General features: G+C 66.5%; 26 protein-coding genes, 1 tRNA gene and 1 other annotated feature. Of the genes, 21 read left to right on the top strand and 6 right to left on the bottom strand.

Annotated features, from left to right (window positions below):
• Nucleotides 1-20: 20 nt before the first annotated feature.
• The 12 genes from infA to V6R86_RS02780 all read left to right on the top strand — a co-directional run bounded on the left by infA (nt 21) and on the right by V6R86_RS02780 (nt 8585).
• Entirely contained in the window at nt 21-272 is a 252-nt protein-coding gene (infA, locus tag V6R86_RS02725; protein WP_029941555.1) for a translation initiation factor IF-1, read from the top strand.
• A 10-nt stretch (nt 273-282) separates the two neighbouring features.
• A complete protein-coding gene (locus tag V6R86_RS02730) occupies nt 283-855 on the top strand; it encodes a Maf family protein (protein ID WP_338501870.1) in 573 nt (190 codons plus the stop codon).
• Complete coding sequence (locus tag V6R86_RS02735) at nt 848-1780, top strand: ribonuclease (protein WP_338501872.1); 933 nt, start codon at nt 848-850, stop codon at nt 1778-1780. The genes V6R86_RS02730 and V6R86_RS02735 overlap by 8 nt, the downstream gene beginning before the upstream one ends.
• Nucleotides 1764-1940: a DNA gyrase inhibitor YacG gene (locus V6R86_RS02740; RefSeq protein ID WP_338501874.1), complete on the top strand. Its 177-nt coding sequence runs from the start codon at nt 1764-1766 to the stop codon at nt 1938-1940. The genes V6R86_RS02735 and V6R86_RS02740 overlap by 17 nt, the downstream gene beginning before the upstream one ends.
• A 42-nt stretch (nt 1941-1982) precedes the next feature.
• Nucleotides 1983-2058: transfer RNA gene (locus V6R86_RS02745), tRNA-Phe, on the top strand.
• A 234-nt stretch (nt 2059-2292) separates the two neighbouring features.
• Nucleotides 2293-3018 carry a trehalose-phosphatase gene (otsB, locus tag V6R86_RS02750; RefSeq protein WP_338501877.1) on the top strand — a complete coding sequence of 242 codons (726 nt, stop codon included), beginning with the start codon at nt 2293-2295 and terminating at the stop codon, nt 3016-3018.
• Nucleotides 3015-4796 carry a glycoside hydrolase family 15 protein gene (locus tag V6R86_RS02755; protein WP_338501878.1) on the top strand — a complete coding sequence of 594 codons (1782 nt, stop codon included), beginning with the start codon at nt 3015-3017 and terminating at the stop codon, nt 4794-4796. The genes otsB and V6R86_RS02755 overlap by 4 nt, the downstream gene beginning before the upstream one ends.
• The gene (locus V6R86_RS02760) at nt 4793-6172 is read left to right on the top strand and encodes an alpha,alpha-trehalose-phosphate synthase (UDP-forming) (protein WP_338501880.1); all 1380 of its coding nucleotides are present in this window, start codon (nt 4793-4795) and stop codon (nt 6170-6172) included. The genes V6R86_RS02755 and V6R86_RS02760 overlap by 4 nt, the downstream gene beginning before the upstream one ends.
• Nucleotides 6173-6258: 86 nt before the next feature.
• Nucleotides 6259-6915, top strand: a complete 657-nt coding sequence (locus V6R86_RS02765) for a hypothetical protein (RefSeq protein WP_338501881.1) — start codon at nt 6259-6261, stop codon at nt 6913-6915.
• 96 nt (nt 6916-7011) lie between these two features.
• Nucleotides 7012-7338, top strand: a complete 327-nt coding sequence (locus tag V6R86_RS02770) for a hypothetical protein (protein ID WP_338501883.1) — start codon at nt 7012-7014, stop codon at nt 7336-7338.
• A complete protein-coding gene (locus V6R86_RS02775) occupies nt 7335-7991 on the top strand; it encodes a hypothetical protein (protein WP_338501885.1) in 657 nt (218 codons plus the stop codon). Before V6R86_RS02770 ends, V6R86_RS02775 begins: the two co-directional genes overlap by 4 nt.
• 63 nt (nt 7992-8054) lie before the next feature.
• Nucleotides 8055-8585, top strand: a complete 531-nt coding sequence (locus tag V6R86_RS02780) for a hypothetical protein (protein WP_338501888.1) — start codon at nt 8055-8057, stop codon at nt 8583-8585.
• 7 nt (nt 8586-8592) lie between these two features.
• Here V6R86_RS02780 and V6R86_RS02785 read toward each other — a convergent pair whose 3' ends face one another.
• The 3 genes from V6R86_RS02785 to V6R86_RS02795 all read right to left on the bottom strand — a co-directional run bounded on the left by V6R86_RS02785 (nt 8593) and on the right by V6R86_RS02795 (nt 11349).
• Entirely contained in the window at nt 8593-9030 is a 438-nt protein-coding gene (locus V6R86_RS02785; RefSeq protein WP_338501890.1) for a hypothetical protein, read from the bottom strand.
• A gap of 63 nt (nt 9031-9093) precedes the next feature.
• On the bottom strand, nt 9094-10590 hold the full coding sequence (locus V6R86_RS02790; RefSeq protein WP_338501891.1) for a SulP family inorganic anion transporter: 1497 nt from the start codon (nt 10588-10590) through the stop codon (nt 9094-9096).
• 60 nt (nt 10591-10650) lie between these two features.
• Nucleotides 10651-10706, bottom strand: a sequence feature (sul1 is cis-regulatory element that is thought to sense ions involved in sulfur or methionine metabolism; They are found in Alphaproteobacteria).
• A 61-nt stretch (nt 10707-10767) separates the two neighbouring features.
• Nucleotides 10768-11349: a DUF305 domain-containing protein gene (locus V6R86_RS02795; protein ID WP_338501893.1), complete on the bottom strand. Its 582-nt coding sequence runs from the start codon at nt 11347-11349 to the stop codon at nt 10768-10770.
• A 161-nt stretch (nt 11350-11510) separates the two neighbouring features.
• On the opposite strand from V6R86_RS02795, the gene V6R86_RS02800 reads away from it, so the two are divergent.
• The 3 genes from V6R86_RS02800 to V6R86_RS02810 all read left to right on the top strand — a co-directional run bounded on the left by V6R86_RS02800 (nt 11511) and on the right by V6R86_RS02810 (nt 14130).
• On the top strand, nt 11511-11777 hold the full coding sequence (locus V6R86_RS02800; RefSeq protein WP_338501894.1) for a hypothetical protein: 267 nt from the start codon (nt 11511-11513) through the stop codon (nt 11775-11777).
• Nucleotides 11774-13126, top strand: a complete 1353-nt coding sequence (locus V6R86_RS02805; protein ID WP_338501895.1) for a DUF2254 domain-containing protein — start codon at nt 11774-11776, stop codon at nt 13124-13126. The genes V6R86_RS02800 and V6R86_RS02805 overlap by 4 nt, the downstream gene beginning before the upstream one ends.
• A 95-nt stretch (nt 13127-13221) precedes the next feature.
• On the top strand, nt 13222-14130 hold the full coding sequence (locus tag V6R86_RS02810; RefSeq protein WP_338501898.1) for a L,D-transpeptidase: 909 nt from the start codon (nt 13222-13224) through the stop codon (nt 14128-14130).
• Nucleotides 14131-14145: 15 nt separating this feature from the next.
• Here V6R86_RS02810 and uvsE read toward each other — a convergent pair whose 3' ends face one another.
• Together uvsE and V6R86_RS02820 are read right to left on the bottom strand one after the other, a co-directional pair.
• Entirely contained in the window at nt 14146-15324 is a 1179-nt protein-coding gene (gene uvsE / locus V6R86_RS02815) for a UV DNA damage repair endonuclease UvsE (RefSeq protein WP_338501899.1), read from the bottom strand.
• Nucleotides 15321-16340, bottom strand: coding sequence for a phosphoesterase (locus tag V6R86_RS02820; RefSeq protein ID WP_338501900.1), 1020 nt, complete (start codon nt 16338-16340; stop codon nt 15321-15323). The genes uvsE and V6R86_RS02820 overlap by 4 nt, the downstream gene beginning before the upstream one ends.
• Before the next feature lie 144 nt (nt 16341-16484).
• Between V6R86_RS02820 and V6R86_RS02825 the strand changes: the two genes are divergently transcribed.
• From V6R86_RS02825 to lysA, 6 genes are all read left to right on the top strand, one after another.
• A complete protein-coding gene (locus tag V6R86_RS02825) occupies nt 16485-19319 on the top strand; it encodes a pitrilysin family protein (protein ID WP_338501902.1) in 2835 nt (944 codons plus the stop codon).
• 66 nt (nt 19320-19385) lie between these two features.
• Nucleotides 19386-19811, top strand: coding sequence for an OsmC family protein (locus V6R86_RS02830; RefSeq protein WP_338501904.1), 426 nt, complete (start codon nt 19386-19388; stop codon nt 19809-19811).
• A 42-nt stretch (nt 19812-19853) separates the two neighbouring features.
• Entirely contained in the window at nt 19854-21086 is a 1233-nt protein-coding gene (nhaA, locus tag V6R86_RS02835; RefSeq protein WP_338501906.1) for a Na+/H+ antiporter NhaA, read from the top strand.
• Nucleotides 21041-22327, top strand: coding sequence for a hypothetical protein (locus tag V6R86_RS02840; protein WP_338501908.1), 1287 nt, complete (start codon nt 21041-21043; stop codon nt 22325-22327). Before nhaA ends, V6R86_RS02840 begins: the two co-directional genes overlap by 46 nt.
• On the top strand, nt 22327-23310 hold the full coding sequence (locus V6R86_RS02845) for a histone deacetylase family protein (protein WP_338501909.1): 984 nt from the start codon (nt 22327-22329) through the stop codon (nt 23308-23310). The genes V6R86_RS02840 and V6R86_RS02845 overlap by 1 nt, the downstream gene beginning before the upstream one ends.
• Before the next feature lie 10 nt (nt 23311-23320).
• Nucleotides 23321-24583, top strand: a complete 1263-nt coding sequence (gene lysA / locus V6R86_RS02850; protein ID WP_338501911.1) for a diaminopimelate decarboxylase — start codon at nt 23321-23323, stop codon at nt 24581-24583.
• A 13-nt stretch (nt 24584-24596) separates the two neighbouring features.
• Here lysA and V6R86_RS02855 read toward each other — a convergent pair whose 3' ends face one another.
• Nucleotides 24597-25490: a hypothetical protein gene (locus tag V6R86_RS02855; RefSeq protein ID WP_338501913.1), complete on the bottom strand. Its 894-nt coding sequence runs from the start codon at nt 25488-25490 to the stop codon at nt 24597-24599.
• Nucleotides 25491-25498: the final 8 nt, after the last annotated feature.

Raw genomic sequence — 25498 nt, forward strand, 5'->3', positions numbered from 1 at the left:
TTTCTCTCAAAAGGATCTGCATGGCCAAGGAAGAACTTCTCGAGATGCGTGGGCGCGTGGTCGAACTGCTACCCAACGCGATGTTTCGCGTCGAACTCGAGAATGGCCACGAAATTCTGGGGCACACCGCCGGCAAGATGCGCAAGAACCGCATTCGCGTGCTGACCGGTGACGAAGTGCTAGTCGAACTGACCCCCTACGACCTGACCAAGGGTCGCATCACCTACCGCTTCATGCCGGGCCGCGGCGGCCCGCCGGGCTACAACGGCTAAGGCGACGCCGATGCGCCTGGTCCTCGCCTCGGCGAGCCCGCGCCGGGTCGACCTGCTTGCCCGCATCGGGGTCACCCCCGACGCCATCCGCCCCGCCGATATCGACGAGGAGCCTGCCAAGGGCGAATTGCCGCGCCCGCACGCGCTTCGGCTGGCGAGCGAAAAGGCGGCCGCGGTCGCCGCGCTCGAATCCGGCGCGCTGGTGCTCGCCGCCGATACGGTGGTCGCGGTCGGGCGCCGCATCCTGCCCAAGGTCGAGGATGAAGCGACGCTGCGCGAATGCATGGCGCTGCTCTCCGGCCGCCGGCACAAGGTGTTGACCGGCGTTGCGCTGGCCGCGCCGGGGCAGAAGCTGCGCACCCGGCTGGTCGAAACGGTGATCGCGATGAAGAATTTGTCGCGTGAAGAGATCGACCATTACGCCGGCCATGGCGAATGGCGCGGCAAGGCGGGCGGCTATGCCTTGCAAGGCTATGGCGAGGTCTATGTCCGCTTCATGGCCGGAAGCTGGTCCAACGTCGTCGGCCTGCCGCTGCCCGAAACGCGGCACCTGTTGAAGAGCGCAGGCTATCCGCTTGCCTGAGTGGCAGGTCGAACGCGGAATCGGCGAAGAGCGCTGGGTGCGCATCGCGGGCGGCGACATCACCGACGCGCGAATCCATCTCGACGGGGCGCCGCGTGCCGGTGAGCAGCGCGAGGTGCGGATCAAGGCGGTCCGCCCGCAAGCTGTGGCCACCGACGGGACGGGCGAATTCCTGCTGCCGGGCGGCGCGGGCGGGCATCCGGAAGGCGCGCGTGCGTTGATCGAGGTGACCCGCGAACCCATTCCCGGCGCCGAACCGTGGAAGCGGCCCCTCGCCCGGGTGATCGAAGCGGGCGCCGTTTCGACTGCGCTGGCGGGTGACAGCATCCCGTTCCCGGCACCCGACGATCCTCTTGAGGCAGTGGGCTGGTCCGACCTGCTTGAAGAAGCGCGCAGCGGGCTAATTGCCTTTGCCGGCGGCACCCTGCGCGTGTCGGTCACCCCCGCGATGACCCTGATCGACGTCGATGGGATCGGGCGTCCGGAAGATCTCGCGCGCAACGCGGCCAAGGCGGCGGCGGCGGCGATCCGGCGTCATTCTATAGGCGGCTCGATCGGGATTGATTTTCCCACCGTCGCCGGGCGCGAGGTTCGCCAGCAGATCGCCGAGCTGATCGACGCGCGCCTCGAAAAGCCGTTCGAGAGAACCGCGGTGAACGGCTTCGGCTTTCTCCAGATCGTCCGCCCGCGCCGCGGCCCGAGCCTGTTCGAGCTGGCGGCCGACCGCCCCGCGTTCGAAGCGCGCGCCCTGCTGCGCCGCGCAGCCCGGCAGGTCGGGTCGATCCGCCTCGCCTGCCATCCGGCGGTCGCCGCCGCGCTACGCCCCGAATGGCTCGACCAGCTCGGCCGCCAGATCGGCGGCAGCGTCGCCTTGCGCGAGGACACCGGTCTTGCCATGTCGGGCGGCCATGCCGAACCCGCTTAAGCCCTGTCCCCTCTGCGCCAAACCGGCGTCAAAGGACCATGCGCCCTTCTGCAGCCGCGGCTGCAAGGATCGCGACCTGCTGCAGTGGCTTGGCGAAGGCTATCGACTTCCCGGTCCGCCGGCCGATCCCGGGCTGGACAGCGACGAAGGCGCCCGTTAGGGAGCCGCTCGCACGGCCTTCGTGCCGCCCGCGGATCCGTGGGCCCAGATAGCTCAGTTGGTAGAGCATGCGACTGAAAATCGCAGTGTCGCTGGTTCGATCCCGGCTCTGGGCACCACCCCCCTTCCCACATGAGCGACGTGCACATCAGCCCGCAGGCGGGCGATAGCCCGGTCCAAGGCTTCTCCGGTCGCACCCGGCTTGTTCCGTACGGTCTCCCCGGACACAGCCACAGCGACGCCACCCCCGGCAGCCGGGAACTGCCACGGCTGCGCGTTGTTTCCTTTGGGTAACGAGCGCGCGGCGTGCGGCGCTGCGTCGCCTCATCAGTTTCGCCAGACCTGCGAGGACCATGCCCCTACTACCGCCCCCGCCAAGCCTGCTGCGGGATGCCAGCCTTTTTCTGGACTTCGACGGAACCCTCGTGCCGATCGCAGCCCGCCCCGATTCGATCGAAGTGCCGCCAAGTCTACTCGATCTGCTCGCGCACCTTCAGAAGCGGCTGAACGGACGGCTGACCCTGGTCAGCGGCCGCGCCTCGGCGGACGTCCTCCAGTGGCTGAAGCCGCTGCAGGTCGCGGTGGTCGGTAGTCACGGCCTCGAACGCGCCGGCACCGCCACCGATCGCCCCCCGGCGCTGGAAAAAGGCATCGCGCTGCTTCGTGCCGTCGCGGAGCGGCATGGCGGCGTCCTGCTCGAAGAAAAGCCGCTCGGCGCCGCACTTCATTATCGCGAGCAGCCCGCCGCCGAAGAAGATTGCCGCGCCGCAGCGGCCGAGGCTGCGGGACTTGCCGGCCTTCAGGTTCAGGCGGGGAAGATGGTGTTCGAGATCAAGCCGGCCACCGGCAACAAGGGCAGCGCGGTGCGCCTGCTGATGAGCGAGGATGCGCACCGGGGCGCGCGGCCGCTGTTCATCGGTGATGATCTGACCGACGAACATGGGTTCGAAGCGGCCAGGGAGCTTGGCGGCGCCGGCATTCTGGTCGGGCCCGAACGCGACACCGCGGCCGACTATCGCCTGCCAGATGTGGGTGATGTCCACCATTGGCTGCAGACATCCGTGGAGGCGCTGTCGTGAGCTCGCTCGACCTCTGGCCGATCGGCAATTGCCAGGTCAGCGCACTGATCGATGGGGCGGGCGACCTCGTATGGGCGTGCGTCCCGCGGGTCGATGGCGATCCCCTGTTCTCGAGCCTGCTGGGCGGCGAGCAGCCCGAACGCGGTATGTGGGCGATCGACCTCGAGGGCGAAGCGACGGTGGAGCAATCCTACCTGCGCAACACGCCGATCCTCACTACCCGGAAGGTCGATGAAGCCGGTAACGGGGTCGAGATCACCGATTTCTGCCCGCGCTTCTACCGGCTGGGGCGGACCTATCGCCCAGCTGCGTTCGTGCGCCTGGTCCGGCCGATCGGCGGCAGTCCGCGGGTGCGGATCAGGCTTCGCCCGACGCAGAATTGGGGCGAGGCCGCGGCAGCGCTGCCCGGCGGGTCCAATCACATTCGCTACGCCCTTCCGACGCTGCCCATGCGGCTGACCACCGACGCGCCGGTGACGCTGATCCGCGACGAGAAATTCTTTCGCCTCGAACGCCCGCTGGTCTTCTTTCTCGGTCCTGACGAACCCTTCAGCGACGACCTGACCCGCGCAACGAGCGACATGCTGGCCAGCACCGCCGCCGAATGGCGCGAATGGGTGCGCGGCCTCGCAACCCCGGTCGAATGGCAGGAAGCGGTGATCCGGGCGGCGATCGCCCTCAAGCTGTGCCAGCATGAGGAAACCGGCGCCATCGTCGCCGCGATGACCACCTCGATCCCGGAGCATGCCGGGTCCGAGCGCAACTGGGATTATCGCCACTGCTGGATTCGCGACGCTTATTATACGGTGCAGGCACTCAACCGGCTCGGCGCGCTCGACGTCCTCGAAGGCTATCTCGGCTATCTTCGCAACATCGTGGACGATGCGCGGGGCGGTCATATCCAGCCGCTTTACGGCCTTGGCGGCGAAACCCGCCTCGAAGAACGCATCGAGCATGGCCTTGCGGGGTATCGCGGGATGGGGCCGGTCCGCGCCGGCAACCAGGCCTATGAGCAGGTCCAGCATGACGCCTACGGCCAGATCATCCTGTCCAACGTCCAGGCCTTCTTCGATCATCGCCTGTTCCGGATGGCGACGGTGGAGGATTTCACGGCGCTGGAGCGGATCGGCGACCGTGCCTGGCAATTCCACGACCAACCAGATGCGGGCTTGTGGGAATTGCGCACCAGGCAGCATGTCCACACCTATTCGGCGGCCATGTGCTGGGCCGCCTGCGACCGCCTGGCCCATGCCGCGGTTGCGCTGGGCCTGAACGACCGCGCCGGCCATTGGGCCGAGCGGGCAGCGGCGATCCGCAGCCGTATCGAGGATGCGGCCTGGCGCGAGGACAGCAAGCGTATCTCGGCGACGTTTGAAGGCGACGATCTCGACGCCAGCCTGATCCAGCTTCTCGACCTCCGCTTCTTCAAGCCGGACGATCCCCGGTTCACCGGCACCTTGCAGGCGGTCGAACAAGGCCTGCGCCGCGGTTCGCACATGCTGCGATACGCCACCGAAGACGATTTCGGCCTTCCCGAAACTGCCTTCAACGTGTGCACTTTCTGGCTGATCGAAGCGCTTCAGGCGACCGGGCGCGAAGCCGATGCGCGCGAATTGTTCGAGGAAATGCTGTCACGGCGGACCGGTGCCGGCCTGCTGTCCGAAGACATCGATCCGCAAACCGGCGAATTGTGGGGCAATTACCCGCAGACCTATTCGCTCGTCGGCACCATCAACTGCGCTGTTCTGCTCAGCAAACCGTGGAATTCCATCCGATGAGTCGCCTGATCGTCATCTCCAATCGCGTTTCCGCTGCGACCGGGGGAGCCGCCGGTGCGCAAGGCGGACTGTCCGTGGCGCTGACCTCCGCCTTGCGCGAAAGCGGCGGCCTGTGGTTCGGCTGGTCGGGCGAGGTGACCGACGAATTCACCGGCCAGATCAGCTTCAATCGTGAAGACGGGGTGACCACCGCGACGGTCGATCTCGAAGAACAGGACGTCGAGGAATATTACAACGGCTACGCCAACCGTACGCTTTGGCCGCTTTTCCACTACCGCGTCGATCTCGCCGAATATGAGCGCGGCTTTGCCGAAGGATATCAGCGCGCCAACGAACGCTTCGCCGAAACGGTGGTCCCGCTGATCGAACCCGACGACATGGTCTGGGTCCAGGATTATCACATGATCCCGCTCGGCCAGGAGCTTCGCAAGCGCGGCTGTCGCAACCGCATCGGCTTCTTTCTGCATACGCCGTGGCCGCCCCGCCGCCTGCTTCTCACCCTGCCCGAAGCGACCGAACTGGTCGCCACCCTGTTCGCTTATGACGTGATCGGTTTTCATACCGACGAATGGCTGCAATCGTTCGTCGATTTCGTGGTGCTGGAAAGCGGCGGCGATTATGCCGACGGCATCCTCAGGCTCGAAGGGCGCCAGATCCGCTTGATTACCTGCCCGATCGGGATCGACAGCGACGAATTCGCGACCCTCGCGCAAGGCGACCAGGCCCAGCAGATTTTTCGCGAAATGCGGGAAAGTGCGAATGGCCGCGCGATGATCGTCGGGGTCGACCGGCTGGACTATTCCAAGGGCCTCGAGGAACGCTTCCTCGGCTATGAAAGATTCCTGATCGAGAACCCCAAGGAGCGGAAGGAGGTCTTTCTGCTTCAGATCGCGCCGCCGTCGCGCGGCACGGTGGAAAGCTACCAGCGCATTCGCAGCACGCTGGAAGGGTTATCGGGCCGGATCAACGGGGCGCATGCCGATCTTGGCTGGGTGCCGATCCGCTACGTCAATCAAGGTTATCCTCGCGCCGTTCTTGCCGGAGTCTACCGGGCGGCGCGGATCGCGCTGGTGACGCCGATCCGCGACGGCATGAACCTCGTCGCGAAGGAATTCGTCGCGGCGCAGGATCCCGACGATCCGGGCGTGCTGATTCTGTCGCGCTTCGCCGGGGCCGCGCAGCAACTGGGCGAAGCGCTGCTGATCAATCCCTACAGTGCCGAGGAGATGTCGGACGCGATTCGAACGGCGCTGGCGATGCCCAAGGACGAACGAATTCGCCGCTGGCGGGCCATGTTCGACGTGATCTGCGAACAGGACGTGCTGTGGTGGCGGCGTCGCTTCACCGACGCGCTGGAGCAGCACGAGCCGGCCTAGTGCGCTGCGCGCCTCTTCGCGTATCACGGTGAGCGGAGGGGCACTCCTCCGCGACAGCGTGGCCCGGGGATCGTTCGATGGATTTCATGAAGCTCCTGAAAAGCATGGAGGAGCTGCTTTATGAAATCATGACCTGGCTGGTGTTCTATCCGCGAACGCTGTGGCTGTCGCTTCGTCACCCGCTGCGCATGATGGATTACAGCAATGACGAACTGACGCAGCAGGTCGACGATCAATATACCGACACCGTCAGTCCACCGCTGTTCCTGATCATCAGCCTGATCATCGCCCATGGGATCGAAATCGGCGTTCGCGGGCAGAACGAGTTGATCCGCAATAAGGACGGGCTCGATGCGCTGATAACCGACGACACCAATCTCATCGCGCTGCGGGCGGTCGCTTATGCGATCTTTCCGCTGATCGCGTCGCTTCGCTTTCTGCGGGTCACCAAGACGCCGTTGACGCGGGAGACGATGCGGCTTCCCTTTTACAGCCACTGTTATCTGGCCGCGCCCTACGCGCTGATTCTTGGCCTGATCAGCCTGATGCCGGTCGAGGCGCCGCAATGGGTGCAGATCGGCGGCGCAGGGACGATCCTGGTGGCGGTCGGCTTCTACGTCGCCATCGAGACGTTGTGGTTTGCGCAGCACGCCGATCTGTCGCGCCTGCGAGCGTTTGGCCATGCCTTGCGCGCCTATGTCGAGTCCTTGATGCTGATCGCTTTCCTCTTCTACTTCTTCTGAGCGGGCCTTTGCCGGCACCCTCTTGGAGTGCGGGACTTTTCGTCCCCGAAATCCGTATCATACTTGCCGCACGCAGACTCCGAAGGAGCTGACCCGATGCGCGTTGCGGCCTGGATGTTTGGCGTCGCCTATCTTGTCGCCCTTGGCTTGTTCGCGATCTCTTTCTGGGGCTTGCTCGGCCAGAGCGAAGATCCGCTTGGCGGGGTGTTTCTGCTGCCGCTCGGCCTGCCGTGGAACCTGATGCTCGACCGTCTCACCGGGATGTCGAGCACGGCCCTGCTGGTTGCCCCCCGCCGTGACCCTGGCAATCCTGATCTTACTCGCGCGTCGGTCGCGGCGCCCGAACAAGTCCGGCGGAACGCTGCCGACGTGAGCGATTCCCGTATCCACAGCGAATTCACAAGAAGGAGTGGCGTACGATGATGACAATCAGGAAAGCGGCGATGGTCGCACTCGGTATCGCGGCGGCAGCGGTCACGACCACAGCAGTGGCGCAGATCGTCACCACCAACGTCGTGTTCCCGCGCGGTGCGGTGGCCACCACCCTTGCCGGGACGATCCGCGGCCCCGTCACCCGCGATTACGTCGTTCGTGCCACTGCCGGGCAGACGATGCGGGTCCGGCTCACCGGCTCCCCCAATCTCAATTTCAATGTCCTGCCGCCGGGCAGCAACGATTCCGCCATCTTCATCGGCTCGACTGAAGGCAATTCGTTCGCCGGGACGCTGAGTGTCTCGGGCGCCTACAAGATCCGCGTCTATCAGATGCGTGCCTCGGCGCGGCGCGGTGAGGTCGGCAACTTCCGGCTGTCGGTGGCGGTCGATGGACGCGGAAGGGGATTGGGTGGCGGCATGGCCGGCGGCAACGGCCTTGGCGGCCTCAACGGAATGAATTCCATCCGGGCCATCGACGTGATGGGCGAACGCGGCTCCCGCAACGTCGACAGCACCACCTTGGGCAACACCCAATACGGCATCTATTATAATCCGCGGACCCGGGTTTGCGCTCAGCTGACGATGGCCAATACGCGGGTCGTCGATGCACGCGACATCCGCCAGCACCCGCTGTGCCGCTAAGGCCCGCACTGCTGTCTCTGACCCTCGCCCTGGCCGCCTGTTCGGGTGGCCAGGGGGAGGCCGGTGACAATCTCGCCAGCGGGCGCCGTCGCGTCCGATGGAAAGGAGGGTGCGGATGTCGCCGCCGCCCCCACCGCCTGGCCGGCCAGTCTGAAGCCGTTCGGGGAAGGCTATCCGACCGCTGGCGACCCATGCCGACGGGTCGGCGAAAGCCCGGCCACCAGCAATTACCTCGATGACAGCGCCGACCTCGTCGGTTGCCCGAGCGATGCGGCCGCCGCGGCGCTCAAAGGCAAGGCGCTCGCGACCGTTGATGGCATCCGCCTCGTCTCGGTCCCGCGCAGGCCCGCCGCCGCGATGTCGAACACGTCTGTTCCGGTTCGCGGCAAGAACAGCCTCGAAGAGAAATGCCTAGCCCGGGTCGCCGACATCACGCGCGCGCCGGTCATCGGGGTCAATCGCATCGACGAATCGCGCGACCCGATCGAGATCTTCGTCAACGTCGAGGGCGCACAAGCACCATGGCTTTGCCAGGCCCGGCGCGACGGCACGCTCGGACGCGTGGAATATAGCGGAAGCGAAAGCGCGGCCTAGGGCGCCGTCAGTCGGTGCTGCACCGGCGCGGGCTGCCGTAGACCTCGAGCGTGAGCTTGATCCGGAACGTCACCGGAACCGCGACACGCCGGAAGGGGTCGTAGCCCGACACCGCAAGCTCGTAGCTGTCCGCGGCGGGCAGCACGATGCGGACGTCACCGGCGCCAAATCCGGCGCCGGTGATGAGCGGACGCTGACCCCCGCGCTTCAGATCGAACGTCAGGTTCGGGTTTGCCTCGGGTAGTACAAGAAGCAGCGTAGTTCCGGCCGGGGCGCGAAAGCGAAGGGGCGCAGGCGCATAAGGGGCGGCACTGCCGCTTCGTTCGACGGCGCAGCCGTTCGGGGTCAGCCCGACCGTCGCGGACGCAATCGGCGGCGGCGGCGGAACGGCCGCAACGGTCTGCGCCGACAGCAAGGTCGCCAAAGATGCCACGGCGAGGTTCATTGTCGTCCACCTTTTGGATTGGTCGCCAGAGCAAGCCACAAAGGCAGGATCGCGGCCGCGATCCTAGTGTGGGACCAGGCCGGTCTCGACGCCGGTCTTGTCGTGCAGGGCGAAGCGGTCGACGAGATCGGCGCTGGCGCGGTTGGTGCCGATCATCTCCACCGTCCGTCCTTCGCGGCGGAGCCGGGCAACGATCTTGTCCAGCGCGGCCACCGCCGAAATATCCCAGAAATGCGCGGCGGTTAGGTCGATCAGCACGCTGCGTGCATCCGCATCGTCTCCGAACGCACGAACGAAGCGATCGACGGACGCGAAGAAAATCTGACCCGTGACGCGATAGGTTACCTGCTCGCCATCGGACGACAGTACGCGCTCGACGGCGAACATCCGCTGGACCTTTCCGGCGAAGAAGATCCCCGACAACAGCACGCCCGCGAGCACGCCCATCGACAGGTCGTGCGTGGCGACCACCACGACCACCGTGGTCAGCATCACTACCGACGAGGGCCAGGGATGGTGGCGGAGGTTGGGGATCGAGTTCCAGCTGAAGGTGCCGATCGACACCATGATCATCACCGCGACCAGCGCCGGCATCGGGATCTGACCGACGAAGGGTCCGAGCACGGCGAGCAGGAACAGAAGAAATGCACCGGCGGTGAAGGTCGACAGCCGGCCTCGACCGCCCGACGTGACGTTGATCACCGACTGGCCGATCATCGCGCATCCGCCCATCCCGCCGACCAGCGCGGCGGCGATGTTGGCGGTGCCCTGCCCCGCGCTTTCGCGCCGTTTGTCGCTGTCGGTGTGGGTCATGTCGTCGACGATCTGCGCCGTCAGCAACGATTCGAGCAACCCGACCGCCGCCATCGCCAGCGAGTAGGGAAGGATGATCTGCAAGGTTTCGAGCGTCAGCGGCACATCTGGCAAGACGAAGCTCGGCAGCCCCTCGGGCAATTGTCCCATGTCGCCGACGCTGTTGACCGGGGCCTGGGTCCAGATCGAGATGGCCGACAGCACAAGGATCGCGACCAGAGGCGAGGGGACCGCCTTGGTTACGCGCGGCAGCAGATAGATGATCGCCAGCCCAGCCGCGATCATCGCATAAGCCTGCCAGGTGACGCCCGTCAGCTGCGGCACCTGCGCCATGAAGATCAGGATCGCCAGCGCGTTGACGAAGCCGGTGATGACCGAGCGCGACACGAACTGCATCAACAGGTCGAGCCGGGCGAACCCGGCGGCGGTCTGAATCAGCCCCATCAGGATGGTGGCGGCGAACAGATATTGGACGCCGTGATCGCGCACGAGCGGGATGACCAGCACCGCGACGGCGGCCGTGGCCGCGGAAATCATGCCGGGGCGGCCGCCGGTGAAGGCGATCACCATGGCGATCGCTACCGAGGCATACAGGCCGACCCGCGGATCGACCCCGGCAATGATTGAAAAGCCGATCGCTTCGGGGATCAGCGCAAGCGCCACCACGATCCCGGCCAGCACTTCGCGCGAGGGGGAAGCATTGTCGCCCAGCCATTGCTGGCGAAAGCGAGCGGAAAAAGCAGTCATTGAAAATCCACATCAAAACGCACGGCGCCGGGGAAGGCGCTGGGTCAAAGCTGTGCGTGATGTTGTCCGGCGGATCGGCGGCCGGAATAGCCACCCGGAGTTGCACCGGGTCCATGCGAATGGCGGCTCCCTAGCGCGCGACGGTCGTCCTGGCCAGCCTGTCCCGACCCGATCGGCTTAGAGCGGTTCGCGCTCGAGCAGCTGGCCGCTCAGCAGGCTCGCGGCTTCCTCTCGCCCGGCAGGACGCAGTTCGGCGGGACCGGCCGGCAGGGGCCGATCGGCGCGGCGCCCGTGTTGCTCGATATCGTCGATCAGCAGCTTCATCTCGGCGATTTCCTTGACCTGATCGCGGGTAATCCGGTCGGCGAGATAGCGCACGCGCGGATCGCGCAGGTCCGCTTCGCGCGAATTGTTGATGGCGATGGAATGATGCGGGATCATCGATTTCATGTAATCGACATCGCCGATCAGCGCCTGCGACCGATTGATCGCGAGAAGCCCGATCCCGCCGACGATCGCGACGGCCAGCACCGCAATCTTGGCCGCCTGCGGGCGATACATCTTCCACATGAACGCCAGCATCACCGCGGTCATGACGCAGCCCATGACCAGCGACGACACCAGCCGGGTCACGCTGAACAGCGCGTGCTCCCACCGGTAGACGAGCTGATACATGAGAAAGAACATGATGAACGTCGAGGTCGCGATCATCGCCGCGAACCGGCCCCATCCCATGCCCGCGCCAGTCTCGTGATCCATCAGTTTTTCTCCTTGCCTGACGTAACGGCGCTGGCCGCTTATGGTTCGGTTCGGTGTCCAGTCGCGGGCCGTGCGCTTTTGCCGGTCGATCAGCCAGGCGATGGTGCCGCCATGAAACCAACCGACCTGTTCGTCCGTCTCTTGGCTTGAGGAGGCCACGATTGGCTGCAAGTAGCGCGCTCCAGATCTTCGGTATCACGCTGGTCGGCGCGACGCCCGAAAACGTCTACTGGCGGCTGACCGACAATTGGCTCGAACTTGCGGTCCGGTTCCTGTGGCCCGGTCACGGCACCCGCGAGATCAAGGACGCCATAAGCCGCGACATCCTCAAGCAATTGGACGCCGCCGGTATCGGCATCGCCTCCGCCACCTATGAAGTTGCCGGCCTGCCGACCCTCACGGTCGAGCGCCAAGGCACGCGCAAATGAACCGGCTCCGCGCCCACCTCAGCGCCGTCCGGTCGAGCTACTGGTTCGTGCCAAGCCTGATGGCGCTTGGCGGCATCCTGCTCGGCGGCATCATGATCTGGGTCGACGCGAGCCTCGGCGCGAGCTGGATCGAGGGGCTCGGCTGGTATCAGCAGGTCCGTACCGACGGCGCCCGCGAAGTCCTGTCGACGATCGCCGGATCGATGGTGACGGTTGCCGGCGTGGTGTTCTCCATTACCATCGTTGCTCTGTCCTACGCGTCCAGCCAATATGGTCCGCGCGTGCTCACCAACTTCATGGACGACCGGGGCAACACCGTCACCCTCGGCACCTTTATCGCGACCTTTCTCTACAGCCTGATGGTGCTGCGCACGATCCGCGGCGGCGAAGAGGATTTCGTCCCGCAATATTCCGTCATCGTCGGCTTGTTGCTGGCGGTCTGCTCGATCGGGGTGCTGATCTATTTCATCCACCACGTGCTGCAGAGCATTCACATCAACCATGTGGTCGAACGGATCGGCCGCCAGTTGATCGATGATGCACGCACCCGCTTTCCGCGGCTGATCGGGTCGGGAACGCCCGAAGAGAAGGCGCAATCAACCGAGCTCACGGGCGAGATGGCGGTTACCACCAGCGACCGGACGGGCTACATCCAGGCGCTGGACGGCGACACCCTGCTGCGAATCGCGCAGGAGGCCGACGTCCTGATCCGCTTGCGGTATCGCCCCGGCGACTTCGTCATGGAAGGCCGCGGGCTGGTCGATATCGCGCCGCGTTCGCGCTGGTCGGACGAACAGGACGACAAGCTGCGCGACTGCTTCACCGTCGGCGCCAAGCGCACCCCCGACAGCGACCTCATGTTCCTGGTCAGCGAACTGGTCGAGATCGCCGCGCGGGCCCTGTCGCCGGGCGTCAACGATCCGATGACGGCGGTCACCTGCCTCGACTGGCTCGGGGCCGGCGGCACCGAGTTCGCCACCCGCGAGCTGCCGAGCGCCGTGCGGTCCGACGATACGGGAACGCCGAGGCTGATCGCCAATCCCGACGACTTCCGTTCCTTTGTCGCACGGAGCTTCGGCCGCCTGCGCCAATATGTCGCCACCGACACCATCGCCGCGCTGCATTTCCTGCGGGTGATCGGCGAAGTGGGCGCGGCCTGCCGCGAAGCCGACCAGCTCGACGCCCTGCGCACGGAGGTGTCGCGCTTTGCCGAACTGGCAAAGGAAAAACTCGCGGGTCCGAATTGCCGGTCGGTGCAGGAACGCTCCGAGGCATTAAAACGACTGCTCTCCCTCGGGGTCGGGGAAATCGACTCCCGGCAAGCCGACTGGCTCGGCGGAAGCGCCTGAATCCCTTTAATTTTCGAACGATCAGGCCGTTCGTACGTTGTTCTTCCATGACCGACGCGCTGTGCGCGCCACTCCAGAGCCATTCGGAGATAATCGTGACCTTCAGATATTTCGCGCCGGCGCTCGCGCTGGCGGCAACCGCCCTTACCTCCCCTGCGTCGGCTCAGCCGACCGGTCCGGACCGGATGCTCGAAGCGCAAATCCTGCTCGACCGGCAGCATCAATCGCCAGGCGTGATCGATGGCCGCGAGGGCGGCAATACCCGCCGGGCGATCCGCGCGTTCGAGCAGTCGGCGGGCCTTCCCGTCGACGGCAAGCTCGACGACGAAGTGATGCAGCGGCTTCGCGCCGCGTCGACCACGCCGCTGCTGATCGATCACACCATCGCGCCCGAGGACATTGCCGGTCTGGTCAAAGTGCCGAGCGGGATGGAAGCGCAGGCCTCGCTCGACCATCTCGGCTTCGAGACGGCCGCCGAGGCGCTGGCCGAGAAATTCCACATGAGCCAGGCTTTTCTGCGGACGCTCAATCCGGACGCCAGCTTCGTCGCGGGCGAAACGATCCGCGTGGTGCGCCCGCGCGAAACCGAACTCACGACCAAGGTCGCTCGTATCGAGGTCGACAAGGCCCGGTCCGAGGTCCGCGCTTTCGGCGCCGATGGTGCGCTATTGGCAATCTATCCCGGAACCATTGGCAGCGATCAGTTTCCCTCGCCCGACGGCGAGATGGAGGTGCGCGCCGTGGCTCCCGCGCCGACCTATTATTTCGATCCGTCGGGACGCGAATGGGGGCCGGACAAGCGCCTCACCATCGCGGCCGGTCCCAACAACCCGGTGGGCGGCACATGGATCGATCTCACCAAGGAAGGCTATGGCATCCACGGCACGCCGGACCCCCGCTTGATCGGCAAGACCGCCAGCCACGGCTGCGTCCGCCTGACCAACTGGGACGCCGCCGAGCTTGGCAAGGCGGTCGAAAAAGGCACGGTCGTGACCTTTTCCTAGGTCGACAGGCCGGGCCTAGGCGAGCGCTTCCTCGGGGGCATCGACCAGTCCGCCCTCGTCGACATCGGGCTCCTCTTCGGCGCCAACGCCGTCTTCGAGCGCCTTTTCGGCCGCCGCCAATTCGTCCGCGTCGTCGAGATAGATGCCGAACCGCGCCGCCACGTCGGGGGCATAGCGGAGGAGATCGGGGCGCAGCTTGATGATCGAGACGTCCTTGGCCTTGCCTTCCATCATCACGTCGAACTCCAGCCCTTCCATCGTCCGCATGAAGGTCGCGAATTCGAAGGGGTTGGTGAAGTCGCTATGCCCGGTCCAGATCGGCGGCAGCAGCACGGTCTTGACGCGGGCCGTCGCCTTGACCGGAGCCTTGGTCAGCTCCTTCGACTTCGCGCCCTTACCCGCCTTCGCCGCCGCGCGCTGCTTGGGCGTGATCTTGCGCTTCACTTCGCGCAATTCGGTGCGGGGCGAGGAGAAATGCATCTTGGGGCGGACCCCGTCGGGCCAGGTGGCGAGGAATTTCTCGAACGTCTCACGCATGTCGAGCCGCTCGGGGTTGAGGCACCAGAAATGCTGATAATCGAACACGCAGCGCACGCCGCAGCGTTCGGTGATCCACAGCACGTCGGCGGCGGAAAAGCGGATGTCGTCATTCTCCAGCACTAGCCGGCGCTGCACATGCTCGGGGCATTGCGCATAGCCCTCGAGCCAGCGTGCCCGCGCCACTTCGCGATCGTCGTAGACCCCGCCGACATGAGTCACGAGCACGGCTTCGGGTCCGCAGCCCATGCGGTCGAGCATCTCGGCCTGGCTCGACAGGTCCCAGATGCTTTTGCGCGTGAGCTCGGGATTGGGGCTGTTCAGCAGCACATATTGCGAGGGGTGGAAGGACAGCCGAATGTCGAGCTCGCGCGCTTTCCTGCCGAACGCCGCCAGCTCGGCATCGCTTTCCTCCACCATCTGATGGAATTGCGGCATGTCGGGATGGGTCGCGTAGGGCGCGATGTCCGAGCTTAGCCGGTACATGTCGATCTCGACCTTCTTCAGATAGTCGAGGACCTTGTCCAAAAGTTCGAGGCTGCACTTAAGGTGCGGGTCTTTTTGCCAGCGGCGGGTGTCGCTGGACTTGAGGCCGGGGACGCCCATCACCTTGACCGGAAAGCCGAGGCGCAGTGGGCGGGTGGGGTCGGTGCTCAAACGATCTGCTCCTCTGGAAAGCCAAGCTCGGCGACGAAGCGGTTCCAGTCGGGGATCCGCAGCGCGCCGCCGCTCGCGGCCTTGTGGCCGCTGCCATATTCGGTGCCGACGCCGTCGGGACGGCGCTCGGCGAAGAAACGGATGAGGTCGTGGCCGGCGCCAGTGCGCGCAGCGAAATGGACCCAGCCGGGGCGATACGACTTGTTCGCGGCAATCACGACCTTGTCGCGGAGGCGCGTGCGCCATTGCTGCGCGATCAGGGGGTGGACTTGGCACGGACTGTCGAGGGGGATCAGCGCCACCTCGCCCCGCACCTTGGGCGCGACGCGGCGGGCGACGTCCATCGCGGCTTTCACCTCTTCCTTGGCGGCGAGGAGCTCGGCCGTCTCCGGGTGAGTGCCGGACAAGAGCTCCTTGGGGCTGTCGCACTTCATCAGAAGTGCCAGCGCAGGCGAAGCATCGGCGGCGGCGGTCCGGCGCGGGGCGTTGACCAGGCTCACGGCATTGCGCAGCGCGGTCTTTCCATAGCGTTTCTGCGCCGCTTCCATCTCGGCAAAGCCCTTGTCCTCGGCCATGTCGCCGATCAGCCCCATCGCGGCGAGCCACAGCAGGTCGTCCGGACTGCCGCAGGCCCAGAAGGCGAGCAGGGCGGAGGTCGGCTCGGGCTCGTCCCCATTCCCGCTCAACACCAGCGCCTCACCCGGGATGCCGGTCGGCACGTGATGATCGATGAGGCAGGTCGGCGTGCCGGGCAGGATGTCGCCTTCGCGCACGCCAAGGTCGGTCGCGATGATGGCGGGCGGGCGGCGCTGTTCGAGTTCGATGCGCACGGCGTCGGTCCACGGCGTCTCGCCCTTGCCGACCAGTCGCACCTCGGCACCCGGAATCGAGCGCGCGAGGATCGCCACCGCCGACAGTCCGTCGGCATCGAAATGACCGAGGATCAGCGGCGGGCCGGACAGGCTTGCCAGCCACTGCTGGAAGCGCTCGCGGGTCGTCTGGGGGCCTTGCGTCATGCGAGGGGAACGAGTCGGATCGCGCTCGGCTCCGTGTCACGGACCCTTGGCCGTATTCTGCCGCCGCCCGCTCGTCGAAGCGTTGCTTGACGCCGCCCGGCCGCGGAAGCACCGTCGCGGCAACTCGTATCCGGAGATCTGTCCTTGCGTCCTCCCCTTCGCCTGCTTGCCACCCTCCTCCTCGCCGGAACCGCCGTCCAGGCATTCCCCGCCGCCGCGCAAACCGCCAATGCCGTGCCGCAGCTCAACTATACCGAGCGCAAGCTGGCGAACGGCCTCAAGGTCTACGCCCTGCGCGACACGTCGAGCCCCAACGTCTCGGTGCAGGTCTGGTACGATGTCGGCTCCAAGGACGATCCGCGCGGCCGCTCGGGCTTCGCGCACCTGTTCGAGCATCTGATGTTCAAGGCCACCCGCAACATGGTGCCCGAGCAGATGGACCGCATGACCGAGGACGTCGGCGGATTCAATAATGCCAGCACGGCGGACGATTACACCAATTACTACGAGACGGTGCCGGCCAATCACCTCCAGCGCCTGCTGTGGGCGGAAGCCGAGCGGATGGGCAGCCTCGTCGTCGACGACGCCAACTTCAAGCCCGAGCGAGACGTGGTGAAGGAGGAGCTGCGCACCGGCCTCGCGCGGCCCTATGGGCGGCTGTTCTCGCACTATCTGCCGATGGCGAGCTATCAGCGTCACCCCTACGCCCGGCCGGGCATCGGCAGCATCGAGGAACTGGACGCCGCGACCATCGACGACGTCCGCGCCTTCCACGCGACTTACTATCGTCCCGACAATGCGGTGCTGGTGGTGAGCGGCAATTTCGATCCCGCCGACCTCAACCGCTGGGTCGATCAATATTTCGCGCCGATCAAGCGTCCGGCCGGGGCGATTCCGCGGGTGACGATGGCGGAGCCCGCGCGCACCGCCGCGCGCAGCTATACGGTGACCGAACCCAATACCCCGCTGCCCGCGTTGGTGATGAGCTTCCTGCTGCCCCCCGCCAAGTCGCCCGACATGCCCGCGCTGGAAATGTTGCAGGCGGTGATGGCGAGCGGCGACAGCAGCCGCTTCAATCAGGCGCTGATCCGCACCCGCCTCGCCAGCGATGCCTCGGTCTATATCGACGACAAGCAGGGCACCGGGCTGATGGCGCCCTACGCCATCCTCGCCGGCGGCAAGACCGTGCCCGAGGTCGAAGCCGTGCTGCGCCGCGAGCTGACTCGCCTTGCGACGGAGCCGGTGACCCAGGCCGAGCTGACCGAAGCGCGCAACGAGCTGCTGACCAGCGCGCTCAAAGAACGTGAGACGGTCGAAGGCAAGGGCGACCTGCTCGCCAACGGCGTGATCATCGAAGGCGATCCCCGCGCCGCCGACAAGCGCCTCGCCGCGCTGGCACGCGTGACCCCGGCCGACGTCCAGCGCGTCGCGAAGAAATATCTCGACCTCAATACCGCGGTCACGATCCGCTACCTCCCCGCCGCCGGCGGTGCGACGGCGAGCAGCGGCGACAGGATTGCGCTGGCGCCGAGCGTCGTCACCACCCCGCTCACCGCGCCGGCCGGGATCACCGTGGTTCAGCCCGCCAGCGACGCCGAACGGGTGCGTCCGCCCGAGCCCGCCGCCCCCGTCGCGGTCAATGTGCCGCAGCCGGTCACCGCGCGGCTCACCAATGGCCTGACCGTTATCACCGTCCCGCGCACCAACCTGCCTCTGGTCAGCGCCAGCCTCGTCTCGCTCGGCGGAAGCACCGCCGATCCGGAGGGCAAGGCCGGGCTCAATCGCCTCACCGCCAATCTCCTGACCAAGGGCACCGCCACCCGCAGCGCCGACCAGATCGCCGCCTCGGTGGAAGCGCTGGGCGGGCAGCTTGCGGCGAGTGCGGGAAGCGAAGGAATGGAGCTTGGCCTGACCGTCCGCACCGCCAATCTCGCGCCCGCGCTCGGCATCATGGCCGATGTCGCGGCCAATGCCGCTTTCGCTTCCAACGAGGTCGAGCTGGCCAAGGGCCAGGCAGTCGACGACGCCACGCTGGCGCTCCAGAACCCCGGCGCGCTGTCGCGCATCGCTGCGGCGCGCGCGGTCTTCGGTAATGGCGCGTACGGCACGCCCGCGGGCGGCACCCCGGCCTCGCTGGCGGCGATCGGCCGGCCCGACGTGATCGCTGCCGCCGGCCGCGCGCTTCGCCCCGAAACGAGCGTGCTGGTCCTGAGCGGCGACATCTCGCCCGCACAGGCGCAGAGCCTTGCCGCCCAAGCCTTCGGCAACTGGCGCGCAGCCTCTTCGCAGACGGCGGTGGCCGCTCGCCCGGCGGCGGGCGAAGCGCCGCTCAAGGGGAAGGTGATCGTGATCGATATGCCGGGCTCGAGCCAGGCGGCGGTGGCGGTTGCCAAGGAAACGCTGACCCGCGCCGACCCACGTTATTACCAGGCGATGCTCGCCAACGCGGTGCTCGGCGGCGGCTACAGCGCGCGCCTCAACCGCGAGATTCGCATCAAGCGCGGCCTGTCCTACGGCGCGAACAGCGGCCTGTCAGCCGGGCGCAAGGCGGGCGCGGTGGTCGCCGCCGTGCAGACCAAGAATGCCTCGGCGCCCGAAGTGCTGGGCCTGATCCTCGAGGAGATGAAGCGGCTGGGCGCGGAGCCGATCCCGGCGGCCGAACTCGGCACTCGGCAGGCCTTCATCACCGGCGGCTTCGGGCGACAGCTCGAAACGGTCGAGGGGCTAAGCGACATCGTCGCGGGCTATGTCCAGAGCGGCGTCGAGCCGTCGGAAATCGGGCGCTACATGACCTCGGTCCGGGCCGTCACCCCGGCGCAGGCCGGTGACGCGGCGCGCAGCCTGCTCGCGCCCGCCGGCACCACCACGGTGATCGTCGGCGATGCCAAGCTGTTCGCGGACGACCTGCGCAAGCGGTTCGGCGAGGTCACGGTGATCCCCTTACCGCAGCTGTCGCTCGACAAACCCGGTCTTCGCTAGGCCGTCTTGCAACCCGCGCGGCGGTGCGGGGTTGGTGATGCGAGTTTCAGAAAAGGACGAAAACGCATGATCACCCGCACCGCCACCGCGCGCTACGAAGGCATGGGCAAGACCGGCAAGGGCTGGGTCTCCACCCAGTCGGGCGTGCTCAAGGACAGCCGCTACGGCTTCAACACTCGCTTCGAAGGCGAGCCCGGGACCAATCCCGAAGAACTGATCGCCGCCGCCCACGCCTCTTGCTTCACCATGGCGCTCAGTTTCGCGCTGGCGAATGCCGGGCACAATGACGGCATTTTGGAGACCGAAGCCAAGGTCAAGCTCGACCAAGACGGCGCCGGCTTCAAGGTCAGCCGCTCGGACCTCACGCTCACCGCCAGCGTGCCCGGGATCGAGGAGGCCGAACTGCGCCGCCTCGCCGACGAAGCCAAGCAGAATTGCCCGATCTCGAAGCTGCTGAATGCCGAAATGACGCTGGACGTCACCGTCAACTGACATGGTTGCGTGAAGCGGGCTTGGTGGCCATGACACATCGCCATGGCTGACCAGGCACACGGCAATAGCGAACGAACCGCCGGTTTACTCTTGATGGGCGCGGCGGCGCTGGCGCTGCTGATCGCCAACAGCCCATTTGCCGATGCTTATCACGCGCTGCTCGGCACCTATGTCGGTCCGCTCACGATTCACTACTGGATCGCCGACGCGCTGATGGCGATTTTCTTCCTGCTGGTCGGGCTGGAAGTGAAGCGCGAATGGTATGACGGCCAGCTCGCGACCAGCGAGGCGCGCAAGCTGCCGATCATCGCCGCCGCCTTCGGCATGGCGGTGCCGGCGCTGGTCTACAAACTGGCCACCGGGTTCGACCCGGCCTTGTCGTCGGGGTGGGCGATTCCGGCCGCGACGGACATCGCCTTCGCGCTCGGCCTACTGGCTCTTATCGGACCGCGCGTGCCGGCCAGCATCAAGGTGCTGCTGGTCGCCATCGCGATCATCGACGACATCGGCGCGGTCGCCATCATCGCGGTCTTCTACACCGCCGAACTTAACATGGCGGCGCTTGGCGTAAGCGCGGTGCTGGTCGGTCTGATGGCAATCCTCAACCTGTTCGGGGTGCGCAGGCTCTGGCCCTACCTCGCTATCTTCCCGTTGCTGTGGCTGGCGGTGTTCCAGTCGGGCATTCATGCCACCATCGCGGGCGTGGTCGCCGCCCTCACCATCCCGCTCGGCCGCGGCGAGCCGGTGTCGCCGCTGAAGAAGCTCGAGCATCTGATTCACCCCGTGGTGATGTTCGGGATCGTCCCGATCTTCGGCCTCGCCAGCGCGGGCGTGACGATCGGCGGGCTCGACCAGTTGCTCGATCCCCTGCCAATCGGAATTGCGGCCGGCCTCTTCATCGGCAAGCAGATCGGTGTGTTCGGGGCGATCTGGGCCGCGGACCGCGTCGGCCTCGCGCGCAAGCCCGAGGTGCTGAGCTGGTCGCACATCTATGGCGCGGCCCTGCTGTGCGGCGTCGGTTTCACCATGAGCCTGTTCATCGGCGAACTCGCCTTCACCGAGCGGTTCCTGATCGATGAAGCCAAGATCGGCACCCTGCTCGGCTCGCTGCTGTCGGGGATCATCGGCTATATCGTCCTTGCGCTGACCAAGCCAATCGGCGAGTCAGAACGCGACCGCGACGAGGCCTGCGAGATCTTTGGCGAGGACGCGGACGAGGACCCGACCGTATGCAACGACCCCTACGCGCCGCCGCCCTATTCGCCGCCACGCTGATTGTCGCGGGTTGCGCGACCGCGCCGGCCGCGCGTGACGGGCTGTCCGCCGCCGCCCGCGATTATGTCGTGTTGCAGATGGCGATCGGCGAAAAGGAAGAAGGCTATATCGATGCCTTCTACGGCGATCCCGCTCTCAAGGCCGAAGGACAGGAGCTGGCCGCGAGAAGCGATCTTCCCGCCCTTGCCGCCCGCGTGTCGGCGCTGCGTGGCCGGGTGTCTGGCCTTCAGGCCGAAGACCCGCGCCGAGCGGCGTTCCTGACCGCCCAACTGACCGCCGCCGCCACCCGCCTGCGCATGCTGGGCGGCGAGAAGCTGCCCTTCGCCGCAGAAGCCGAAGGGCTGTTCGGGGTTCGCCCGGAACTGAAGCCGCTCGCTAGCTACGACCCCATACTCGCCCGGATCGAAGCGCTGGTGCCCGGCAGCGGCACGCTCGCCGACCGGGTCGAAGCCTATCAGAACCGCTTCACCATCCCGCGCGACAAGCTCGAGCCCGTGTTCCGCAACGCCATCGCGGCCTGCCGCACCGCAACCACCGAGAATATCGCGCTGCCGCCGAGCGAGCGGTTCGATCTCGCCTTCGTCACCGGCAAGAGCTGGTCGGGCTACAACTATTATCTCGGCGATTACAAAAGCCGGATCGAGGTCAACACCGACCTGCCGATCCGCCTCAACCGCGCGATCGATCTTGGCTGTCACGAGGGTTATCCCGGCCACCATGTCCTGAACGCCCTGCTCGAAGAGCGGCTGGTCCGCGGCAAGGGCTGGGTCGAGTTCAGCGTCTATCCGTTGTTCTCACCGCAATCGCTGCTGGCCGAGGGCTCGGCCAATTACGGCATCGACCTCGCCTTTCCGGGTCCGCGTAAGGCTCGGTACGAAGCGGCGGTGCTGGCGCCGCTGGCCGGGCTGAATGCGGCGGAGGTCGGGCGCTACGAGCAGCTCGGCACACTGATCCAGGAGCTTGCGGGCTCGCGCAACACGATCAGCCAGCAATTGCTCGACGGCCAGATCGACGACGCGCAGGCCATCCGCCTCACCCAGCGCTACGGGCTCGTCAGCGAAGCGCGGGCCAAGCAGAGCGTCGCCTTCACCAAGCAATATCGCTCCTACGTCATCAACTACACCATCGGGCGCGACATGGTCGCCCGCGATATCGAGCGGCTGCCCGATACCAAGGCGCGCTGGCAGCGGATGGAGCAGTTGCTCAGCGAACCGACCCTGCCGACCGACCTTCAGCGCTGATGCGCTGTTTCTGGGACGAAGCGAGCCGCGCCCACGCGCCGCAAGCCGAATTCTTCAACGGCGCGCTGCATCCCGCCGCCGACGTGGTCGAGCGGGTGGATTCGGTGCTGGCGGCGATCGACCGGACCGAGACGCCGCCCACGAAAAGCGATGCCGAACTGCTGGCAGCGGCCGGGCGCGCACATTCGGCGGAGTATCTCGACCTCCTCCGCGTCGCGTGGGACGAGTGGCAGGCGGCCGGGCGCAGCGGCGACATCCTGCCCTACGCCTTTCCGATCCACCGCAAGCCGCGTGACCTCCAGCGGATCGACGCGCGGCTCGGCGCGCATGCCTACGACACCTGCGCGCCGATCATGGGTGGCACCTGGGATGCGCTGATGGCCGGGACGGGCACGCTGCTGGCGGCGCTCGACTCCGCGCTGGCAGGCGAGCATTCCTTCGCACTGACCCGCCCGCCCGGACATCATGCCGGTCCCGATTACATGGGCGGCTATTCCTACTTGAATTGGGCCGCGATCGCGGCGCTCGGCTCTGGCAAGCGAACGGCGATCCTCGACCTCGACTATCACCACGGCAACGGGACGCAGGATATCGTCGTCGGCCAAGAGAGCATCCGCTTCGCCTCGCTCCACGCCGATCCCGCCACCGATTACCCCTATTTCTGGGGCAGCGCCGAGGAGAGCGGCGGCAATGTCCTCAACCTGCCCCTCCCGCGCGGGACCGCCTGCGACGCTTATGACACCGCGCTCGCCCGCGCCTGCGACTGGCTGGCGGAAGATCGCCCCGAGCTGCTGGTGGTGAGCTTCGGCGCCGATACCTTCGAAGGCGATCCGATCAGCCATTTCGCCATCCGCACCGGCGATTATGCGCGGCTCGGCGCGCGGGCGGCGGGGCTTGGCGTGCCGACGCTGATCGTGCTCGAGGGCGGCTATGCGGTGGACGCGCTTGGGCACAATGTTGCCGCCTTCCTGTCCAGCTTCTAGGCGCGAGAGCATGGATCATTTCCACCTTCAGGACGGCGCGCTGCACTGCGAAGGCGTGTCGCTCGAAGCCCTCGCCGACGCGGTCGGCACCCCGACCTATGTCTATTCGGCCGCGACCATGGAGCGCCATGCCGAGGTCATGCAGGCCGCGGTGGCGGGCGCCGGCACGGGCGAGCCGTTGGTCGCCTACGCGGTCAAGGCTAATCCCAACGCGCATGTCCTGGCCCGCCTCGGCAAGATAGGTCTCGGCGCCGATGTCGTCTCGATCGGCGAATATCGCCGCGCCCGCGCCGCCGGAATCGCGCCGGACCGGATCGTCTTCTCCGGCGTCGGCAAGACCGCCGAGGAAATGGCCGAAGCCCTCGCCGGCGGGCTCTTGCAGTTCAATGTCGAAAGCATGGAAGAAGCCCACACTCTGTCGGCCGTTGCGGACGCGCAGGGACGCGAGGCGCCGATGGGTTTTCGCATCAACCCGGACGTCAGCGCGGGCACCCACGCCAAGATCACCACCGGCACCGCCGACAACAAGTTCGGGATCGCCGCCGCCGATGCGCTCGGCTTCACGCGGGAAGCGGCGGGGCTGCCGGGACTCGCGGTGCACGGGGTCACCGTTCACATCGGCAGTCAGCTCACCAATCTTGCCCCGCTTGAGCAGGCGTTCTGCCGGCTTGGCGAGCTGATTTCAGCCTTGCGGGCCGACGGGCGCGACATCCGCATCGCCGATCTTGGCGGCGGGCTCGGCGTGCCGCACGGCCCCGGCCAGCCCGAGCCGCCTTCACCGGAAGCCTATGGAGAAATGGTGCGGCGGGTCACGACCGGCTGGAATACGCGGCTTCTGTTCGAACCCGGCCGGCTGATCGTCGGCAACGCCGGCGTGCTCCTCACCCGCGTCGTTCGCGTCAAACCCGGCGTCCGCGCGCCGTGGCTGATCGTCGATGCGGGCATGAACGACCTCATGCGCCCCGCGCTCTACGATGCCTATCACCGCATCGAAGCGGTGCGGCCGTCCGGCGTCCAGCAGATCGTCAATGTCGTCGGCCCGGTGTGCGAGACCGGCGATACCTTCACCATGGACCGCGAGATGGACCGGGTAGAGGCAGGCGATCTCATCGTCTTCCGCACCGCCGGTGCCTACGGCGCAACGCTATCCAATGGCTACAACAGCCGCCCGCTCGCCGCCGAAGTGCTGGTCGACGGCGACCGCTGGGCGCTGATCCGCCGCCGGGTCGATCCCGATGCGCTGGCCGGGGTGGAAACGGCGGACTGGCGCTAAGCGGCGCAGCTCATCAGGGCCCTATCCCGAAACGAAAAGTCATCAAGGCATAGTCGGGCGCTGTTTCGCCATCCACGGTCATCGCCGGCTGGAAGACCGCCTTGCTGAGGTTGCGACAGATAAGCTGTTCCATCTCCGGCTCCGCGAAATCGCTGATTGCCGTGCAGTTGGTCACCGCGCCCGCTGCATCGACCATCAGCCGGGCGGTGATGATCGCCTCTCCACCGTAACGGGCGGCAAGAACGGGGTAGTCGCGGCTGTCGATCAGTTCCTTCGGGTTACGCTTGCTTACCGCGCGGATGACGATGCGATTGTGAGCAACGGGATCGAGCCCCCACCCGCGCAGCATCTCGCGCCCGCACTCGTCCAGCTTGCGATGCACCTCGTCCATCGCGCCCGACTGCAACACCAGCCGGTTGCCGCCGGGTTCCGAAACGCTGATGCCGGTGACGGCCGCGGCGGCGCTGCTTTCGTCATCGCGCCTGGCGCCCATGAAATCGGCAAAATCCTTGACCGTCCGGATCGGGGTGCTGAGGGCGCGATCGGGCGCAAAGTCGACCGCCGTCCATTGGATCGCCGTATCGCCGCGCGCGGTCCGTGCGCTGAGACCATCCTTGAACACATGGGCGGTGTTCGGAAGAAAGCTGGATTGGGCGTTCCAGCCCGCCGGCCCCGAACGGAGCCCCGGACCGAACACCATCATTTTGATGTCGTACCCCGGCCCCGGCCGCTCCAGGATCGCGACGACGCGGTTCTTGCCCTCCCCAAAGGCGCGGCTGAGTTTGCAGCTATGCTCCGACTTCAGCGGCACCCAGGCGCCGCTCGGCTGAAGAAGCTGAGGCGGGCGGGCAAGTGCCGATGAGGCCAGCAAGACAAGACCGACAACGCCGAAAATACCACGCAACATTAGACTGC

Source organism: Sphingomonas kaistensis (genome assembly GCF_036884275.1).
Taxonomy (GTDB): Bacteria; Pseudomonadota; Alphaproteobacteria; order Sphingomonadales; family Sphingomonadaceae; genus Sphingomicrobium; species Sphingomicrobium kaistense_A.

Coding starts and splice junctions, on each gene's coding strand:
- V6R86_RS02845 (WP_338501909.1), top strand. CDS start 22,327: ATGCGCTGTTTCTGGGACGAAGCGAGCCGCGCCCACGCGCCGCAAGCC.
- V6R86_RS02770 (WP_338501883.1), top strand. CDS start 7,012: ATGCGCGTTGCGGCCTGGATGTTTGGCGTCGCCTATCTTGTCGCCCTT.
- V6R86_RS02805 (WP_338501895.1), top strand. CDS start 11,774: ATGAACCGGCTCCGCGCCCACCTCAGCGCCGTCCGGTCGAGCTACTGG.
- V6R86_RS02790 (WP_338501891.1), bottom strand. CDS start 10,590: ATGACTGCTTTTTCCGCTCGCTTTCGCCAGCAATGGCTGGGCGACAAT.
- otsB (WP_338501877.1), top strand. CDS start 2,293: ATGCCCCTACTACCGCCCCCGCCAAGCCTGCTGCGGGATGCCAGCCTT.
- infA (WP_029941555.1), top strand. CDS start 21: ATGGCCAAGGAAGAACTTCTCGAGATGCGTGGGCGCGTGGTCGAACTG.
- V6R86_RS02840 (WP_338501908.1), top strand. CDS start 21,041: ATGCAACGACCCCTACGCGCCGCCGCCCTATTCGCCGCCACGCTGATT.
- V6R86_RS02765 (WP_338501881.1), top strand. CDS start 6,259: ATGAAGCTCCTGAAAAGCATGGAGGAGCTGCTTTATGAAATCATGACC.
- V6R86_RS02795 (WP_338501893.1), bottom strand. CDS start 11,349: ATGGATCACGAGACTGGCGCGGGCATGGGATGGGGCCGGTTCGCGGCG.
- V6R86_RS02775 (WP_338501885.1), top strand. CDS start 7,335: ATGATGACAATCAGGAAAGCGGCGATGGTCGCACTCGGTATCGCGGCG.
- V6R86_RS02760 (WP_338501880.1), top strand. CDS start 4,793: ATGAGTCGCCTGATCGTCATCTCCAATCGCGTTTCCGCTGCGACCGGG.
- V6R86_RS02785 (WP_338501890.1), bottom strand. CDS start 9,030: ATGAACCTCGCCGTGGCATCTTTGGCGACCTTGCTGTCGGCGCAGACC.
- V6R86_RS02730 (WP_338501870.1), top strand. CDS start 283: ATGCGCCTGGTCCTCGCCTCGGCGAGCCCGCGCCGGGTCGACCTGCTT.
- V6R86_RS02855 (WP_338501913.1), bottom strand. CDS start 25,490: ATGTTGCGTGGTATTTTCGGCGTTGTCGGTCTTGTCTTGCTGGCCTCA.
- lysA (WP_338501911.1), top strand. CDS start 23,321: ATGGATCATTTCCACCTTCAGGACGGCGCGCTGCACTGCGAAGGCGTG.
- V6R86_RS02740 (WP_338501874.1), top strand. CDS start 1,764: ATGCCGAACCCGCTTAAGCCCTGTCCCCTCTGCGCCAAACCGGCGTCA.
- V6R86_RS02820 (WP_338501900.1), bottom strand. CDS start 16,340: ATGACGCAAGGCCCCCAGACGACCCGCGAGCGCTTCCAGCAGTGGCTG.
- nhaA (WP_338501906.1), top strand. CDS start 19,854: ATGGCTGACCAGGCACACGGCAATAGCGAACGAACCGCCGGTTTACTC.
- V6R86_RS02830 (WP_338501904.1), top strand. CDS start 19,386: ATGATCACCCGCACCGCCACCGCGCGCTACGAAGGCATGGGCAAGACC.